Raw genomic sequence first — 17,691 nt, forward strand, 5'->3', positions numbered from 1 at the left:
CCGCCCGTCAAGCCAAGATACGTCTAGACAAGATAGTTCGAGACACCACGCTTCAGGCGCCGGGGGCCGGCGGGGTCAGGAGATAGCCGAGGCCACGGACGGTTTGGATGATGTCGACGTCGAGCTTCTTGCGGATGCGGCCGACGAAGACCTCGATGGTGTTGGAGTCGCGGTCGAAGTCCTGGTCGTAGAGATGCTCGACCAGCTCGGTGCGGGATACGACGCGGCCCGAATGGTGCATCAGGTAGGCCAGAAGCCGATATTCGTGCGACGTCATCTTGATGGGATTACCCGACACGCTGACCCGTCCGGTCCTGGTGTCGAGCGTGACGGGGCCGCAGCTCAGCTCGCTCTGGGCGTGGCCGGTGGAGCGGCGCAGCAGCGCGCGGATCCGCGCCAGCACCTCCTCCAGGTGGAACGGCTTTGCGACATAGTCGTCGGCGCCGGCATCGAAGCCCTGGACCTTGTCGCTCCAGCGGTCGCGCGCGGTGAGGATCAGGACCGGCATGGTGCGGCCGTTACGCCGCCAGGCTTCCAGCACCGAGATGCCGTCCTTCTTCGGCAGGCCTATGTCGAGCACCACGGCGTCGTAGGGCTCGGTGTCACCGAGATAATGCCCCTCCTCCCCGTCGAAGGCGCGATCGACGACATAGCCGGCGTCGGTCAGCGCCTTGGTAAGCTGGCGATTGAGATCGGGGTCGTCCTCAACGACGAGCAGGCGCACGCTTCTCTCCAGAACTGGGCCGTATGAACACCCGCACAGATGAGCAATTCCGGCGTGAACTGAATATGAACACGGGGAACCGGCCGCGTTACTTTTTGGTCATATCCGACCCTGTTCGCGGTCAACGCACTGCGCCCGCCAGGCCATCGGACGAACCGGCGGCATGGCGGGCGCAATGTGCCGCGTTACGCGGCGGGTCGGAAGGTGCGAACCGTCCGGTCGATCTGCCGATCAGGTCCGGAAGAACACGAACCAGATGACGGCGAGGATCAGGATCGCGAGCCCGGTGGATATGGCGAGCAGCGCCGCCACCGACGGCCCGGGCTCGCCCTGGCGCGCCTCGGTTGGAGTTTCCACGATCTGACGTTGGTCTCGCGTGGTTGCCATGGTGACCTCAATTCTGGCTGTCGCGTCGGATGGCCGCGACTCCTCGCGGCGGAATGTCTCGTGGCAACGCATGATGGGATATGATGTTCCGGCCTTTGCGGCCGGGTCAGGTTGCAACCGCGCGCCGGGCGGCCGGTTAACGCAGTTGCAAGATTCAGCGATCCGCCTTGCTATGATTCGTTGTTCCTCGATGGTATCTTCGTCTTCTGTCCCCGTTGCGTTTGGAGTAGCCCATGGCCCCCCGCGCCAATTGGAAGGGTTTTCTGCGTTTGTCCCTCGTGACCTGCCCGGTCGCGCTCTATCCGGCCACTTCGGATACCGAGAAGGTCTCGTTCAACCAGATCAACCGCAAGACCGGCCACCGGATCAAGTACCTCAAGGTCGACGCCGAGACCGGTGACGAGGTGACTTCGGAGGACATCGTCAAGGGTTACAAGGTGGACACAGACACGTATATCGAGGTCACCAAGGACGAGCTCGACGACATCGCGCTGGAGTCCACCCACACGATCGAGATCGACGAGTTCGTACCGAAGACCGATATCGACAGCCGCTATCTGATCCGCCCCTATTATCTCGTGCCCGATGGCAAGGTCGGCCACGACGCCTTTGCGGTGATCCGCGAGACGATCCGGAGCATGGACAAGGTCGCGATCGGCCGCGTGGTGCTGACCAACCGCGAGCACATCATCGCGCTGGAGCCGCTCGGGAGCGGCTTGATGGGGACGCTGCTGCGCTACCCCTATGAGGTGCGCGGCGAGAAGGACTATTTCGACGACATCCAGGAAGTGAAGCTGACCAAGGACATGCTCGACCTCGCAAAGCACATCGTCGAGAAGAAGTCCGGCGCGTTCGAGCCCGAGCTGTTCGAGGACCATTACGAGACCGCGCTGATCGACCTCATCAACAAGAAGCGCAGCGGCGCGCCCATCACCGCGAAGGCCGCGCCCAAGACCGGCGGCAACGTCATCAACCTCATGGACGCGCTGAAGAAGAGTATCGCCAACGAGAAGGACGCAGGCCCCGCGGCGAAGGTGGCCAAGGATGTGACCAAGGACGCCGCCAAGGGCAAGAAGCCGAAGAAGCGCGTCGAAGGCCAGCGCGAGATGCTGCTGCCGATTGCCGGCAAGGGCGGCAAGGACGCTGCTGCGAAAGCGGCTCCCAAAAAAGCCGACAAGCCGGTGCGCGCGCAGGCGCGGGCGAAGAAGGCCGGCTAGCAGCATCGCACCAGCGGCTACGCCGTGATGCCTCCTCTCGCCGATCGGCCGACCTGACATGCCTTGGTCGACCGCGTTCGACGACCCCATTTCGTTACGTGGCGGGCGCAAGCTGCGGACGCTGCAAGAAGCGGCCGATCACATCATGCGACTGCCCGAGGATACGCAGCATGCGAGCCACTGGCAGACCGCGATCGAAACCCTGATCAACGCAGCCGAGACCGGCGGCGGCTGGATGATGTTCGCCCGCATCGCGGTGTTACGGGCGCTGAATGCGGACGGTCGGCGCGAGTGAGCCCGGCACCCCGCTCGATAACAGGCTCAACAATCCGTTAAGCCAATCCCCTGCTTTCGGCGTCTACCTGCGGCCGGCGGCGGTACGTAATCCTACGGAAGACAAAATTAACCGACGCTTCCCGCTCAGCGCAGCATGGTCGCCCCTCGATTAAACTCGGGGTTTGCAGGCTCGTGCAGCAGCAGGACGCCAGAAGGAACTACATCGGCATCGTCAACGACGCGGCCGAGGAAGAAAGCCTCGCCGGCAGCTCCGCGCGGGCGCAGCCGTCCGTGATCAGCTATCTGGTCGGACGTCTGGCGATAGTACTGAAACGCCCGGGCAAGGCCGCGCCGGAACGCCAGATATCGTCCTGAGACGCGACGACGACATCGCCAAATGCGTCCGAATTGGGTGACGAAACCTTAAGTCAATCGACGACACCATATCAAACGGCAGGTGAGGACCATCCACCTGCATTTTGACGCGCCCACAAAAAATCAGTGAATCAATTTACCATTCCGAAAACGGCACCAGCCTAGGTTGGACGGATGAACAGGAGTTGACGATGACTTTGCTCAAGTCATTTCTTGCCGATGAAAATGGTGCCACCGCCATCGAGTATTGTCTGATCGCCACCGGCATCGCGTTCGCGATCATCGTGGCCGTGAACAACACCGGCAGCGCACTCCTGAGCGGCAAATTCAACTCGATCAGCGCGGCGATGAAGTAGCCGGCGCGCCGCAATCTCATCAGCACAAGTCCGCATGCAGCGCGTCGGATGACGGGCTCCTCCTTCCGATGCGGCGGCGAGCCCAGCTTAATTCTCACGAAGTTCGCATTATGGCGTTGTGTCGGGCGGTTGCGCCATCGTAGAGCGTAACCTCGAACTCCAGCGGCCCGATGACATGATTCCTTCCGACAAGCCGATTTCGACAATCCGGGCTCGTCTTGGCTCGGACCGGTCGGTGGTGATCACCGTTCTCGCTGTACTGGCGGCCGTGTCGTTTCTTCCGGTGCTGCTGACCCCTATCCCCGCGATGGTCGACTATCCCAATCACCTCGCCCGGATGTATATTCTGAGCCAGAACGGCACCCCCAACGCCAATCCGCACTACGAAGTGGCTTGGGCATTCTACCCCAACCTTGGAATGGATCTGCTGGTCCCGCAAATGGCCCGGCTGATCAGCGTCGAGAATGCCACACGGCTGTTTCTGCTCCTGAGCCAATTGCTGATCGTCGGGGGCGCGCTTTCGCTCGAATGGGCGCGGAAGGGACGGATCCATCTCGCCGGCTTTGCGGCCCTCGCTTTCCTTTACTGTCTGCCGTTCAGCTGGGGCTTCGTGAATTTCGAGTTCGGACTGGGCCTCGCTGTCTGCGGCATCGCCGTCTATCTGATGCTGGCGGAACGCCCATGGCCCCTGCGTTTCGTCGTCAACATGGTCTTCGTCGCTGCGCTGTTTGCGGCACATTTCTTCTCCCTCGGCATCTACGGCGCGGCGCTTGGCCTTTACGAGCTCTCGCGCATCCGTCATGGGCGAAAATCGCACGGGGTCGCCGCCGCGCGGCTCGGCGCGTTGGCCATACCGGCGCTTGCCCTGTTTGGGATCATGCGCATGACCGCGGGATCGATCGGAAGCGAAGGAACGAACTGGTTCCTCGAATTCAAGCCGATCTGGCCGTTGCGCATCATGAACGGTTACAATCTGACGGTCGCGGCGGCAACCGGGCTTGCGCTGATGATCTCGCTCTTTTTTGCCGCAAGACGCGGCGTCCTCAAGCTCGAGGCAGCCGGGATCTGGCTCGCGATCGGCTTCGCGGTGCTGTACGTCGTCATTCCCTCGAAGCTGTTCGGAACCTCGTTCGTCGACCTTCGCGTGATTCCCGCTGCGGCTCTGATCCTGCCGGCCTTCTGCTCGCTGACGCTGCCCAGCCGGGCATGGAGAATGGCGGCGCTCGCCGCGATCAGTGGCGTCATACTGATCAATCTCGCCGTCGTGCTCGCGGTATGGCTGCCTTACCGCACCGACTATGCGGCCATCGTCGCGTCGTTCAACAAGATCGATCGCGGCTCGCGCATCCTCGTCGCCAGCACGGACGACAATGGAGACCCGCCCTTCGCCGACCTCACCTCATATCCGATGTATTATGCGCCTACGCTCGCCGTGCACTATGCCAACGCGTTCGTGCCCAATCTATTCACGGAAGCGGGCAAGCAGCCCGTGCGGCCACGCGAGGACGTGCGCCGTCTTGCCATTCCCTACGGGGGGCCGGTGCCGCTGGGCGTGCTGACCGCGATTGCGGCAAGCCGGCCGCCAGCTGGCGTTCCGCCGTTCGTCCGCACCTGGCACCAGGACTTCGACTATCTCTACGTCCTCGGGCCGGGGGTCGCAAACCCGCTGCCGGATCTGCTGGAAGCGCTGGACACCTCGGAGCGATTTGTTCTCTACAAGATCCGCCGCAAGTCCTACGCCGAAGCCGCGGCCGCCAGCGTGGTTAATCGGGCATCACCATCTTCACCCGCTTCATTGGAAGCCCCCGGGCGTCCCATATCCTTAATGGTTGTGGCAAGGCGACCTTAACCACCGCCGGCATAGACTTCCGCTCCTGCAACGAGTTGGACTCTCTCGCATGGCGGCCAATTTCCAGTCGATCCGCTACAGCCTCGTCATCCCCGTGTTCAACGAGGAAGCCGTGCTGCCGGTGCTGCTGCGCAGGCTCGACCTGGTCTTGTCCCGGCTCGACGGGCCGGCAGAGGCGATCTTCGTCGACGACGGCAGCAGGGACTCCAGCTCGATCGTGCTACAGGCGCTCGCCACGCGCGACCCGCGCTTCCGCTATATCGGCCTGTCGCGAAATTTCGGGCATCAGATCGCCATCACCGCCGGCATGGACGCCGCGCAAGGTGAAGCGATCATCGTCATGGATGCCGACTTGCAGGATCCGCCCGAAGTGATCGAGCAATTGATCGCAAAATGGCAGGAAGGCAACGACATCGTCCACGCCCGCCGCCTGTCGCGCGACGGCGAAAGCCGGTTCAAGCGCGCGACCGCGCATCTGTTCTACCGGCTTCTCGGCAGGATGTCCTCGGTCGGCATCCCCGCCGATGTCGGCGACTTCCGCCTGATCGATCGCAAGGTGCTCGACGCGCTTCGGCAGATGCCGGAGCAGGACCGCTTCGTACGCGGCATGATCGCCTGGCTCGGCTTCCGGCAAGCCGAGGTCGCGTTCCACCGCCTCGAGCGTGCAGCGGGCGAGACCAAATATCCGCTGTTCAAGATGGTGCGGCTCGCGATGAACGCCGCGCTCGGCTTTTCCGATCTGCCCTTGCGGCTCGCGATCTGGTGCGGATTGACGGTCTCGGGTCTGGCACTGCTCTATGGCGGCTGGGTGATCCTGTTGTGGCTCAGCAACGATAGTCATCTCGTGACCGGCTGGTCCTCGACGATCGTTGTCGTGTCCCTGCTGTGCGGAATGAACATGCTGATGACGGGCATCGTGGGGCTTTACGTCGGCCGCATCCATGCCGAGGTGAAACGTCGCCCGCTCTATGTGGTGCAGACGCGCGCTGGCTTCGACCGCAACGAGGCGGCGGCCGCACCCGCGATCCACGCCGTCAACGAATGACCCGGCGCATGACCGAGCTCTTCGACGGTTATCACGACAACTACCGTGACGTGGTCCAATCCTCGATCGACTTCTCCGGTTTGCCGCATCACTTCTTCATGCGCGCCAAGGCCGATCTGCTCGGCATCCTGATCGCGCAGCGGCTCGACACGAACAGGCCCGACATGCTGGACGTCGGCTGCGGCGTCGGCCGCCTTCATCCCCTGCTGCACGGCATGGTTGGGCGCTTGAGCGGTATCGACGTTTCTTCGGCCAGCCTGGCGCAGGCATGCGCTGACAATGGCGGGGTCGACTACCGTGAGTTTGACGGCCGCACGTTTCCTTTCGACGATGCCAGCTTCGATCTGGTCACGGCCGTCTGCGTGATGCACCACGTCGTACCGGCCGAATGGGCGCAATTCATCGCGGAGATGCGGCGTGTGACGCGCCCCGGGGGACTCGTCTGCGTCATCGAGCACAATCCGTACAACCCGCTGACCCGCCTTGCCGTCGCGCGTTGTGAGTTCGACCGGGACGCCGTCTTGCTCGGGGCTGGCACAACCCGAAAATTGATGGCTGCCGGCGGCTTGCGCGAGATCGGTGCGCGCCATTTCCTGCTGCTGCCTTGGGACACCAGGCCGGCGCGGCGCCTCGAAGCGACCCTGAGCGGCGTGCCGCTCGGCGGCCAATACGCCGCCTACGGGACCGCTTGATCTATCTTTGCGGCATATCTCGCCGCTTGTGCACGACCGCCACGTCGTCGCTGTAGACGTGCTGCCATTGGGGCAGCCGGTCCAGCATCGCTATCGCCGGCGTCCCCGGCGCGAGCAGCGTCGCGCCGATGTTGTATTCGTCGAGCAATTTGAGAAAGTCGCCCAGATCGACCAGCGCCAGGGCGCGATTGTAGCGGTTGATGAACGCTCCCCCGTACAGTTCACCGCGACCGTCGATAAAGGTGGGAATGCCGGCAAAGATCAAATAGCCGCCGAACGAATAATCGTTGAGCACGTGCCCCGCCGTGGCGAGTTTGGCTTCAGCGATGGCAGCCCGAGGGGTAATGGCCGGAGCTGGCCGCATATCGCGGGCCAGCGTCGCCCCGCTCACCACGATCAACACACCGAGCGCGACCAGGTTCAGGCCGCGTGACGAGCCGGCCTCATCTTCCCCAATCGGTCCGCCGAACTTCCGCCCCAGCGGAGCCGCCAGATAGAGCGGCGCCAGCATGGCCAGCAGGTCCGCATTGCGGATCTGGGCCAGCGCGAAATGCAGCAAGCCGATCACGACCAGGGCCCGCACGACCGGCAGCGTCACGCCGCGCGAGAGCGCGAAGATGCCGGCCAGCAAGAGCAACTCGAAGAAACCTATGTGGCTGAAATCCTGCGGCCGCCATTCCGCGATCCAACCGAGCGCGGGGCCGAGGCCGAGTGTGGTCAGCGGCATCATCAGCGGTTCGGGCCCATAGGGGGTCAGGCAGGACGCCGCGACCGCGAGCGCCGTGAACGGGAGCCAACGCAGCAATACGCGTGGCCATTCGCTGCGCTTTTCGCGCAGCAGGGCCTCGAGCCCCGCAGGGCCGATCAGTCCAAGCGCCAGCACCACGCTGCCGTGCAGATTGGCCCACACGACCAGCAGCGGAAGGGCCCAGTACGGCGGGGGGCCTCCACGATCCATGCAGCGTACCAGGGCAGCCGCCCAGGTCACCATCAGCGGCAGCACCAGCACGTGTGGCCGCGCCAGCATATGCGGCGCCAACAGGATGACGGCCGCGATCACCATGAGCAGCGTCTGGGTCGGCGAAAGCTCGCGCAGCAGGAAGAACGTGAACAGGCCAAAGGCGAGCGCTATCGCCGCGGCGGCGACGACGAGGACGCCCTGCCAGCCGGCAAGCGCGTAGGCTCCAGCGTAGATGATCTCCGAGAGCCATTCGAAGGTGATCCAGGGGGCGCCGTGCCTCGAAAAAGAAAATGGGTCGGTCGCCGGCAGCGTGCCGTGCGCGATGATCCAGCGCCCCACCTCGATGTGCGAATAGCTGTCGGGATCATTGAGCAGCCGCGGTCCAAGGATCAGCAGCAGGGCATAAACGCCAAGGCTCACCAGCCAGGGAAGCGCAGCACGCGCCGAAAACGGTTGAACCTCGCTGTGGACGGCCTGGTCACTCATGGCGAGCGCAAGTTAGGGCGCAACCGTTAAATTCCTCTTTGACGTTCACGGCCGTTGGGGAGTGCGCGGCGGACGGTTACTGTTTATGAACCATATTCCTGGCGTGCGTTCGAGATCCTGCTGCTCGTCACCGCAAGCGACCCGAGCTCCATGCTGGGCCAGGGCGTCGGACGTGATCTGCGTCAAGTGCATGAAGATTGCGGCAGGTAAATATGGAGGCCCAGCCTCCCTGCCGGCACCTTCATGCATCCAGATCCCTCCCGTCCCCAACTCAAGATCCGCCGTGTCAATCTCGATACCGGCCGCGAGAACGTCGTCGTCATTTCCAGGCGGTCGAAGGCGCTACGTGCGGACATCTTTCGCGGCTTCAGCCGCGTCGAGCTTCGACTCGACGGCAAGGTGCTGCTCGCGACGCTCCTGATCACTGACGACGACGCACTGGCCACCCCCGACGAGATCGGCCTCTCCGAGCCTGCGTTCCGGCGTTTCGCGCAAGCCGCCGGCACGCGGGTCACGGTAACGCCCGCCTCCCCTCCGGAGAGCCTGGAGGCGGTCCGCGCCAAAATTCGCGGACGAACGCTGACTCGGGCGGAAATCGGCGCGATCATCGATGATCTCGCACATTATCGCTACTCCGACATGGAAATCGCCGCATTCCTGATCGGTTCGGCGAGCTTCATCACCAGTGATGAACTCCTGTCTCTTACCGCTGCGATGGCCGAGGCCGGCACGCAACTGCTGTGGCCGACCCCGATCGTCGTCGACAAGCATTGCATCGGCGGCATCCCCGGCAATCGCACCTCGATGGTCGTGGTACCCATCGTCGCCGCGCACGGCCTGCCGATCCCCAAGACGTCCTCGCGCGCCATCACCTCGCCGGCGGGCACCGCCGACACGATGGAGGTGCTGGCGCGGGTCAATGTCGGGGTCGAGGAGATGAAGACGATCGTCGCGACCTGCAATGGATGCCTGATCTGGGGCGGGCACGTGAATCTGTCGCCCGCCGACGACATCCTGATCTCGGTCGAACGCCCGCTCAGTCTCGATACCCGCGAGCAGATGGTCGCCTCCATCATGTCCAAGAAGATCGCGGCTGGCTCGACGCACCTGTTGATCGACATTCCGGTCGGGCCGACGGCAAAGGTCACCAGCGCCGTCGAGGCGATGCGCCTGCGAAAAATGTTCGAGTTCGTCGGCGATCGCTTCGCCCGCACGATCGAGGTGATCACAACCGATGGCCGCCAGCCGATCGGCAACGGCATCGGGCCGGTGCTCGAGGCCAACGACGTGATGGCAGTGCTTGGCAACGAGCCGGATGCGCCGCGCGATCTGCGCGAGAAATCGCTGCGGCTCGCCGCGCATCTCCTGGAACACGACCCGAAGCTGCGCGGCGGCGCAGGCTATGCGCGCGCCCGCGAGCTGCTCGATAGCGGGGCGGCGCTGAAGCAGATGCAGAGGATCATCGACGCCCAGGGTCCGTCGAATTGCAGTACCGAGCTCGGCCATCTTTCGTTCGACGTCAAGGCCGCGGATGACGGCGTCGTCTCCGCAATCGACTGCCTGCGGCTCAATCGCCTGGCACGCACCGCCGGCGCGCCGCTCGACAAGGGCGCCGGCATCCGGGTGTTCAAGAAGATCGGCGACCCGGTCGAGCAGGGCGAGCCGCTTTACCGCGTCTACACCTTCGACCAGCCGGAGTACGATCTCGCGGCGACTGCAACCGCTGCCGACGCCGGGTACGCCATCAAAGATCGGGGTACCCTTCAATGCGGGAGCACGCCGTGAGCACCGTCATCTTCCAGAACCTGTCCTCAGCCACGGGTTCGGCAGCGCGACTGGCGACGAAGCTCGGACTTGCCTGCGAGGACATTGATCTTCACCATTTCCCGGACGGCGAACTGCGTATCACGATCGGCCCGGTCGCGGACACGGTGATCCTCTACGCCGCGCTGGACCAGCCCAACGAGAAGCTGATCGCGCTGGTGTTGGCCAGTGAAGCACTGCGACGCGCCGGCGCACAGCGTTTGGTCCTGGTGGCACCGTATCTATGTTACATGCGGCAGGACGCGGCGTTTCATCCCGGCGAAGCGATCAGCCAGCACGCCGTCGGCCGACTCCTTGCAGGAATCGTCGATCGTGTCGTCACCGTTGATGCGCACCTGCACCGCACGGCCAGGATCGAGCTCGTGTTTCCCGGCATCGAGGCGGACAATCTGTCCGCTATGCCGGCGATTGCGAACACCCTCGCAAAGACTGGAGTCGATCCGGCCACCGTCGTGATCGGCCCCGATTCCGAATCCGAGCCATGGGTGAGTGATCTCGCCCGGCGGCTCCAATTGGAGCATACGGTCGCCCGGAAGATGCGCCACGGCGATCGTTCCGTACAAATCGAGTTTGCCGATCCCGGCCTGCTTTCCGGGCGCCCGGCCCTGCTGGTCGACGATATCATCTCTTCCGGAGCCACGTTGATGGTTGCGGCGAAGGCCCTCGAAGCCGCGGGTGCGAGCTGCATAGACGCCATCGTGACGCACGCCCTGTTTCCGCCCGAAATGGTCGCTGCGCTCAGTGACGCCGGCATCCGCTCCGTCCGCTCGACCGACAGCGTGCCGCATCCGACCAACGCGATCGCGCTCAGCGAGATTCTCGCGGCTGCCCTGCGGCCCGAACTGAGCAAGACACCTTCGCCGGAGACGACGACATGAGCATCACCGTTCGATTTTGCGGCGCCGCCCGCACCGTGACTGGCTCGAGCTATCTTTTCCAGACCGCCTCTGGCCGCTTCCTGGTCGATTGCGGCCTGTTCCAGGGGCAGAAGACGCTCAAGGAGCTTAACTACGGCGGTTTTCCCTTCCGGCCCGCCGATATCGATGCGGTGCTTCTCACGCACGCCCATATCGACCACAGCGGATTGCTGCCAAAGCTCGTGCGCGAGGGATTTGGCGGGCCGATCCTGGCGACGCGGGGCACGATCGACCTTTGCTCCTGGATGCTACCTGACGCCGGCAACATCCAGGAGTCCGAAGTTGCACAACTCAACCGGCGCAACGCGGCGCGTGGCCGGAAGGAGGTCGAGCCGATCTACACGCAAGCAGATGCGCTCGCAACGCTGCAATCGTTCCGTCCCGTCGACTATGAACGGTGGATCGACGTGATGTCCGGCGTCCGCGCGCGTTACTGGAACGCGGGCCATCTGCTCGGGTCTGCCTCGATCGAGCTCGAATTTGCCGATGCGGGTGCAACGCGCCCGTTGCGCGTGCTGCTCTCCGGCGACGTCGGCCCCGAGGCGAAGCTGCTCCAGCCCGACCCGCAGGCGCCGTCGGACCTCGACTACGTCATTTCCGAGTCGACCTATGGCGACCGCGTGCGTGCCGTCACGACGCCGGAGCAGCGCCGGCAGCATCTTGCGACAGAGGTCCGCGATGCCGCGGCCGCCAAGGGCGCCCTGCTCATCCCTGCCTTCGCGGTCGAGCGCACCCAGGAACTGATCGTCGACCTCGTCGACCTGATGGAGCGCGGCGAGATTCCTGCAGCGCCGATCTTCCTGGATTCCCCACTCGCGATCCATGCAACGGAGGTGTTCCGGCAGAACGCGACGAGCCTCGATCAGACTGTCGATGTCAGCCGTCTGCTCAACTCGCCGCATCTCAAGTTCACCGAGACGGTGGCCGAGAGCAAGGCGATCATGCGGCTCTCCGGCTTTCACATCATCATCGCGGCCAGCGGCATGTGCGATGCCGGACGGATCCGCCATCATCTGAAGCACTGGCTGTGGAACGCGCATGCGACCGTGCTGCTCACCGGTTTCCAGGCTAACGGCACGCTCGGCCGCTTCCTCCAGAACGGCACCAAGGCGGTACGGATCCAGGGCGAGGAGATCCGGGTCGCGGCGCGGATCCGGATGATCGACGAATATTCCGGACATGCCGACGGCGCCGGCATCGCCCGCTGGATCGCCGCGCGCCGCCCGATCGCGCGCGGGCTGTTCCTGACCCATGGCGAAGAGAATGCGATCGCGGGTCTTGCCGACCGCGTCGCCGAACGTATCCTCCCGGCGGCGAAGATTTATCAGCCGATGCTGGACGACGCCTATGAGCTCTCGACCCCCGAGCCGCGCGTGCTCGATGTCGACCATCGACGCAGGCTCGCGCCGGAAGCCGTAACCCGTCTCGACTGGCACAACGAGATGTCTGAACTCATGCTCGACATCAACGACCGCGTCGCCGCCGCCGCCGACGACCGCGCCCGCGGCGTCATCATCCGAAGGCTGCGGCGGGCGCTGCAGGAGAATGGATAGCGGGGCGCGGGGACGAATAGCCGGGCGCTTTGACGGCCGTGCGAGTCCTGATAGTCTTCAGCATACCGTGGCTCGATGAGCCAACCTGCCAATCGATGAACCAGAGCTGTTTGAAGGATGCGGATGAGAAGCGCGACGCTTTTGGCTCTCGGCCTCATGCTTGCCGGCACCTGGCCGCACGGCGGCGCGACAGGACAGACTTCGATCAGGCCGCCAGTTTCAATTGCTCCGCCCAATGCATCGCCGGCACCCAATCCGGCCGCCGATTACGACGGCTTCAGCGCAGGCGTCGGCGACGACAATGACACGTCAAATCAGGGGATGCCGTCCGCGAGGTCACGCGCAGCAAAGAGCTCCCGGTCCAATCCGGATGGCGCCAGCCAGTCATCGATCGATCAGGAAGACGACGTGGTGAAGAGAAAGCTGACGATCTGCAAGAACTGCAAATAGACGTCTATCTGCCGTTCTCAGGGCAGACTCCCATGCGGCTACGGAGCTCGGGCAGGCCAGCGATGGCGCAACGGGTATTTCGACAGTTCCAGCAACACCAGGGAAACCACAGCTGCCGCCACCGTGATCGCGAGATCGTCGGCATGCAGCGGACCGAAGCGAAACAGCTCCGCTGCGGGTGGCCAAGCGAGGCTCAGGGCGAGCACGGCGGTCACGAACACGACGATGACGGCCAGTGTCCGGTTCGGCCTGGTGAAGGCTTCGAGAAGCGATGTCGAGAACGAGCGATTGACGAAGATCAGGCTCACGATCACCAGCACCAGCGAGAAGAACGTCAACGCCCGCACCTCGTTTTCCGGCATGCCGTAGGTATTCGCCGTCACCATCATGCCGCCGGTCAAGGCCAGCGCAAGACCGCCTTGCAGCGCCGACCAGACCAGCAGGGACCTTGGCAGCAGCGGCTCGTCCGGCGCGCGTGGCGGCCGCCGCATCACGTCGCGCTCTTCGGTCTCGGCCTCGAAAACCAGTGAGCAGACAGGATCGATGATCATTTCGAGAAACGCAATGTGGACCGGCCCGAACAGCAGCGGCATCCCGGTCAGCAGCGGCAACAGCGCAAGCCCCGCGATCGGAACATGGACCGCTAGGATGAAGCTCATCGCCTTGCGAAGGTTGTCATAGATCCGGCGGCCGAGCCGAATCGCCTTCACGATCGAGCCGAAATCGTCGTCGAGCAGAACGATCGAAGACGCTTCGCGCGCCACGTCGGTGCCGCGCCCGCCCATGGCTATGCCGATATGGGCAGCCTTCAGCGAGGGAGCGTCGTTGACGCCGTCGCCCGTCATGGCGACGATCTCGCCGGCGCCCTTGAGCGCACTGACGATGCGCAGTTTCTGGGCCGGCGCAATTCGGGCAAAGACGGTTTGTCCCCGCGCCGCCCGGGCGAGTTCGGCATCGGCCGTGCCATCGACGTCCGCCCCGGTCAAGACGCGCTCGGGATCGAGGCCCGCCCGCGTTGCGATCGCAGATGCGGTCGCCGGATAGTCGCCGGTGATCATGACGACACGGATGCCTGCAGAACGGCATTCGGCGACGGCGCCCTCGACTTCTGGCCGCAGGGGATCCGCAAAACCGGTCAGGCCGCAGAAGCGGAAAGCAAATCCGCGCTGCGTCTCGGGAAGAGACGTCTCCGCGCAAGTCGCCCGCGCCACGCCGAGCACGCGAAGCCCTTCCCGCGCGAGCGCATCGACGCGTGCCCGCAACTCAGACAGCTCTTCCGCGCTCATTCCACACAGCGAGCCGATCGCTTCCGGTGCCCCCTTTGCTGCGACGACGCATTCGTCACCGTTTCCCCGCCATACGTTCGACATCGCGAGGAGGTCGTGACGCAACCCGTAGCTCTGCACGAGGCGTCGGCCGGTCGCGGTGCCGGGTCCGAGCGAATGCAACGCTTTCTCCATGGGATCGAACGGCTCCGGGACGCAGGCCAGAACCCCGGTTTCGATCAGCGGATCGAACCCAGGCTCAGGGCGCGCCGCGGCGCCAGGCGTGTATTGCGCGCCACCGGGCAGCACCAGGCGCGCGACCGTCATGCGGTTTTCCGTCAACGTGCCCGTCTTGTCCGTGCAGAGCACGGTCGCCGCGCCCAGCGATTCGATCGCCGAGGCGCGCCGCGTCAACACGCGAGCCTGCGAGATGCGCCAGGCGCCCATGGCGAGGAACACCGTCAGGACGACGGGAAACTCCTCGGGAAGCATCGACATACCAAGCGCAATGCCTGCCAGCACGCCCTCCAGCCAGCCGCCGCGGTAGATTCCATAGAGGAGTACGGTCAACGCGATGACGATGGCGCTGGCAATGGCAAACATCGTCACCAGCCGCGTGGTCTGCTGCTGCAGGCGTGGCGTTTCCGTCACCAAGGCACTGAGCGATTGTCCGATCTTGCCGATCTCGCTCCGGATTCCGGTCGACAGGACTTCGGCCACGCCGCTGCCCCGCACCACCAGCGTTCCGGAGAACACAAACGGCTGGTCGTCACCGCCGGCATGCGGCGCACGCGGCTGTTCGAGAGCGGGACTTGCCTGCTTTCGGACCGGAACGGACTCCCCCGTCAGCAGCGATTCATCCAGCAGCAGGTCGTCGCATTGGACGACGCTGGCGTCGGCAGCCACGCGGTCCCCCTCGGAGAGCACGATCAGGTCGCCGCGAACGACCTCGCGGCCGGGAATACGGATGCGTTCGCCTGCGCGGATCACAAGCGCGCGGGGGCTGGTCAGATCACGCAAGGATTCGAGCACGCGTTCGGTGCGCGCCTCCTGCACGATGGTGATGACAATCGAGATCGACGCAAGGACGAGGAGCAGCAAGGCCTCGCCGAGATCGCCCAGGATAAAATAGATCGCCCCGCCGGCCAGCAGCAACAGCAGCATGGGCTCGCGCAGAACCTCGAGCATGAGGCCCACGATCGTACGCTGGCCCGTCCGAGGCAGCTCATTGAAGCCTTCGGCCTTGAGCCGGGCCTGCGCTTCGGACGCGGTCAGCCCCTGCATTGCCTGCGATCAAACAACAGATACTGGAAGCTCATCCTGGTCCCCGGGAATTCATGAAAAGATGCGGTGTGTCGTGATCACCACCACCACGGCCATTATGCCATGCGACAAGCGGCGGCCAGCTTGACCTGCGTCAAGCATCGACCTGACAGAAGGGCGCGGCTGCCTTGCATGGCTGACCTACGTGCGCGGGGATGGAGCCGCGCTTTACCCTCCGCCAATTTCCTGATCCTCTCTTCCCTAATCAGCCGGAGCAACCGGCCTGCCCAGGGAGAGAGACGTCATGAAGCTCGGCACCGCGATTGCGGAAATCATGAAGCGCGAGGGGATCGAGATCCTCTGCGGCTATCCGGTCAACCATCTGATCGAGCATGCGGCCAAGGCCGATATCCGGCCGGTGATGGTGCGGCAGGAGCGCGTCGGCATCCACATGGCGGATGCGATCTCGCGGGTGACATCGGGACGTTCGATCGGCGCGTTCTGCATGCAGCATGGCCCCGGCGCGGAGAATGCGATGGGCGGCGTCGCGCAATGCTACGGCGAATCCGTTCCCGTGCTGGTGTTGCCGATGGGCTATCAGCGCCGGCTCGCGCATATCGAGCCGAACTTCAATTCCAGCGAGGCGATGAAAGCATTTTCGAAATCGTCGGAGCCGATCATCCTCGCCGCGGAAGTCGCCAACATTTTTCGCCGCGCCTTCACCAAGCTGAAAAACGGCCGCGGCGGGCCTGTCATCGTCGAGATTCCTGCGGACATGTGGAACGAGGAGGTGCCGGAGCCGCTGAACTACACGCCCGTGCTGCGCACCCGCTCTGGGGCGGACCCTGTTCATGTGCGGGAAGCGGCCGACCTGCTCGTCAATGCCAAGCGTCCGGTGATCTATGCGGGCCAGGGCGTGCATTACGCGCAGGCCTGGCCGCAACTGAAACGGCTGGCCGAACGGCTCGCCATTCCCGTGACAACCAGCCTTGGAGGCAAATCGTCCTTTCCGGAAACGCATCCGCTCTCGCTCGGCTCCGGCGGCCTTGCGGTGCCGCGCGCGGTGCCGAAGTTCCTGACTGAGGCCGACGTCATTTTCGGCATCGGCTGCTCCTTCACCGAAACAAACTTCGGCATCGCGATGCCGAAAGACAAGACCATCATCCACTCCACACTCGATCCGAACCATCTCAACAAAGACGTGGAAGCCAGGATAGGCCTCGTCGGCGATGCCGGGCTCGTGCTCGACGCGCTGCTGAAGGAGATCGGCAAGACCGTCAGCGCGGATCGGGACGCATCGGTGGTCACGGCCGAGATCGCGGCCTCGCACGAGGAGTGGCTGGCGAAATGGATGCCGAAGCTCACCAGCAATGATGCGCCCTTGAGCCCCTATCGCGTGCTGTGGGACCTGCAACATACCGTCGACATCCGCAACACCATCATCACCCACGATGCCGGCAGCCCGCGCGACCAGCTCTCGCCGTTCTGGAAGTCGGTCGAGCCTCTCACCTATCTCGGCTGGGGCAAGACGACGCAACTCGGCTACGGTCTTGGGCTCGCAATGGGCGCCAAGCTCGCAAGGCCCGACAAGCTCTGCATCAATGTCTGGGGCGACGCGGCGATCGGCTTCACCGGTATGGATTTCGAGACCGCGGTGCGCGAGCGCATCCCGATCATATCGATCCTGTTGAACAATTTTTCGATGGCGATCGAATTGAAGGTGATGCCGGTCTCGACCGAGAAATATCGGTCGACCGACATTTCCGGCGACTACGCCGCGATGGCACGCGCCTTCGGCGGCTATGGCGAGCGGGTGACGAAACCTGAGGACATCATCCCCGCGATCAGGCGCGGCATCCAGAAGACGCAGGAAGGCGTTCCCGTGCTGCTGGAGTTCATCACCAGCAAGGAGACCGAGGTGTCGCGGCCGGGCACGTGAAGCAGGCCGAATTCCGGCAGCAAAACTCGCTGTCGCGGCAGCTGGCTCCGGCCACAGAAGATGTGATAATCCGCCCTGGTGCCGCGCATGTCGCGGCATCGAGCCGGAATGC

General features: G+C 64.1%; 16 protein-coding genes. 12 read left to right on the top strand and 4 right to left on the bottom strand.

Translation table 11 applies throughout. The features are described from left to right. Window positions 1-52: 52 nt before the first annotated feature. Together AC0L2J_RS07295 and AC0L2J_RS07300 are read right to left on the bottom strand one after the other, a co-directional pair. Window positions 53-724 (bottom strand): response regulator transcription factor, encoded by a 672-nt coding sequence (locus tag AC0L2J_RS07295; RefSeq protein WP_007608293.1) that lies wholly within the window; start codon window positions 722-724, stop codon window positions 53-55. Between the two features lie 231 nt (window positions 725-955). After that, entirely contained in the window at window positions 956-1,111 is a 156-nt protein-coding gene (locus AC0L2J_RS07300) for a hypothetical protein (protein ID WP_007593402.1), read from the bottom strand. 233 nt (window positions 1,112-1,344) lie between these two features. On the opposite strand from AC0L2J_RS07300, the gene ku reads away from it, so the two are divergent. The 7 genes from ku to AC0L2J_RS07335 all read left to right on the top strand — a co-directional run bounded on the left by ku (window position 1,345) and on the right by AC0L2J_RS07335 (window position 6,921). Beyond that, entirely contained in the window at window positions 1,345-2,328 is a 984-nt protein-coding gene (gene ku, locus AC0L2J_RS07305; protein WP_063993055.1) for a non-homologous end joining protein Ku, read from the top strand. 58 nt (window positions 2,329-2,386) lie between these two features. Continuing rightward, window positions 2,387-2,623 carry a hypothetical protein gene (locus AC0L2J_RS07310; protein ID WP_007608288.1) on the top strand — a complete coding sequence of 79 codons (237 nt, stop codon included), beginning with the start codon at window positions 2,387-2,389 and terminating at the stop codon, window positions 2,621-2,623. A 173-nt stretch (window positions 2,624-2,796) separates the two neighbouring features. Then, window positions 2,797-2,979: a hypothetical protein gene (locus tag AC0L2J_RS07315; protein WP_063993056.1), complete on the top strand. Its 183-nt coding sequence runs from the start codon at window positions 2,797-2,799 to the stop codon at window positions 2,977-2,979. 191 nt (window positions 2,980-3,170) lie between these two features. After that, entirely contained in the window at window positions 3,171-3,335 is a 165-nt protein-coding gene (locus AC0L2J_RS07320) for a Flp family type IVb pilin (RefSeq protein ID WP_007608286.1), read from the top strand. Between the two features lie 175 nt (window positions 3,336-3,510). Then, a complete protein-coding gene (locus AC0L2J_RS07325; RefSeq protein ID WP_473388192.1) occupies window positions 3,511-5,184 on the top strand; it encodes a hypothetical protein in 1,674 nt (557 codons plus the stop codon). Between the two features lie 49 nt (window positions 5,185-5,233). Further along, window positions 5,234-6,229 carry a glycosyltransferase family 2 protein gene (locus AC0L2J_RS07330; RefSeq protein WP_007608284.1) on the top strand — a complete coding sequence of 332 codons (996 nt, stop codon included), beginning with the start codon at window positions 5,234-5,236 and terminating at the stop codon, window positions 6,227-6,229. A gap of 8 nt (window positions 6,230-6,237) precedes the next feature. Then, entirely contained in the window at window positions 6,238-6,921 is a 684-nt protein-coding gene (locus AC0L2J_RS07335; RefSeq protein WP_473388195.1) for a class I SAM-dependent methyltransferase, read from the top strand. A 1-nt stretch (window position 6,922) separates the two neighbouring features. Here the strand turns inward: AC0L2J_RS07335 and AC0L2J_RS07340 are convergent, their stop codons facing one another. Further along, window positions 6,923-8,368 carry a hypothetical protein gene (locus tag AC0L2J_RS07340; protein WP_473388199.1) on the bottom strand — a complete coding sequence of 482 codons (1,446 nt, stop codon included), beginning with the start codon at window positions 8,366-8,368 and terminating at the stop codon, window positions 6,923-6,925. Window positions 8,369-8,611: 243 nt separating this feature from the next. Here AC0L2J_RS07340 and AC0L2J_RS07345 point away from each other — a divergent pair, with 243 nt between their 5' ends. The 4 genes from AC0L2J_RS07345 (at window position 8,612) to AC0L2J_RS07360 (ending at window position 13,112) form a co-directional block, all read left to right on the top strand. Continuing rightward, the gene (locus AC0L2J_RS07345; RefSeq protein WP_473388202.1) at window positions 8,612-10,153 is read left to right on the top strand and encodes a thymidine phosphorylase family protein; all 1,542 of its coding nucleotides are present in this window, start codon (window positions 8,612-8,614) and stop codon (window positions 10,151-10,153) included. Next, window positions 10,135-11,070 (top strand): ribose-phosphate diphosphokinase, encoded by a 936-nt coding sequence (locus AC0L2J_RS07350; protein WP_063993060.1) that lies wholly within the window; start codon window positions 10,135-10,137, stop codon window positions 11,068-11,070. The genes AC0L2J_RS07345 and AC0L2J_RS07350 overlap by 19 nt, the downstream gene beginning before the upstream one ends. Further along, on the top strand, window positions 11,067-12,662 hold the full coding sequence (locus AC0L2J_RS07355; RefSeq protein ID WP_473388206.1) for an MBL fold metallo-hydrolase: 1,596 nt from the start codon (window positions 11,067-11,069) through the stop codon (window positions 12,660-12,662). Before AC0L2J_RS07350 ends, AC0L2J_RS07355 begins: the two co-directional genes overlap by 4 nt. A gap of 123 nt (window positions 12,663-12,785) precedes the next feature. Beyond that, entirely contained in the window at window positions 12,786-13,112 is a 327-nt protein-coding gene (locus AC0L2J_RS07360) for a hypothetical protein (RefSeq protein WP_007608273.1), read from the top strand. Window positions 13,113-13,150: 38 nt separating this feature from the next. On the opposite strand, the gene AC0L2J_RS07365 is transcribed toward AC0L2J_RS07360, so the two are convergent. Next, on the bottom strand, window positions 13,151-15,661 hold the full coding sequence (locus AC0L2J_RS07365) for a cation-translocating P-type ATPase (RefSeq protein ID WP_473388208.1): 2,511 nt from the start codon (window positions 15,659-15,661) through the stop codon (window positions 13,151-13,153). 262 nt (window positions 15,662-15,923) lie between these two features. Between AC0L2J_RS07365 and AC0L2J_RS07370 the strand changes: the two genes are divergently transcribed. Then, complete coding sequence (locus AC0L2J_RS07370) at window positions 15,924-17,579, top strand: thiamine pyrophosphate-requiring protein (protein WP_473388290.1); 1,656 nt, start codon at window positions 15,924-15,926, stop codon at window positions 17,577-17,579. Window positions 17,580-17,691: the final 112 nt, after the last annotated feature.

It is taken from the genome of Bradyrhizobium sp. MV1.5, from assembly GCF_055807615.1.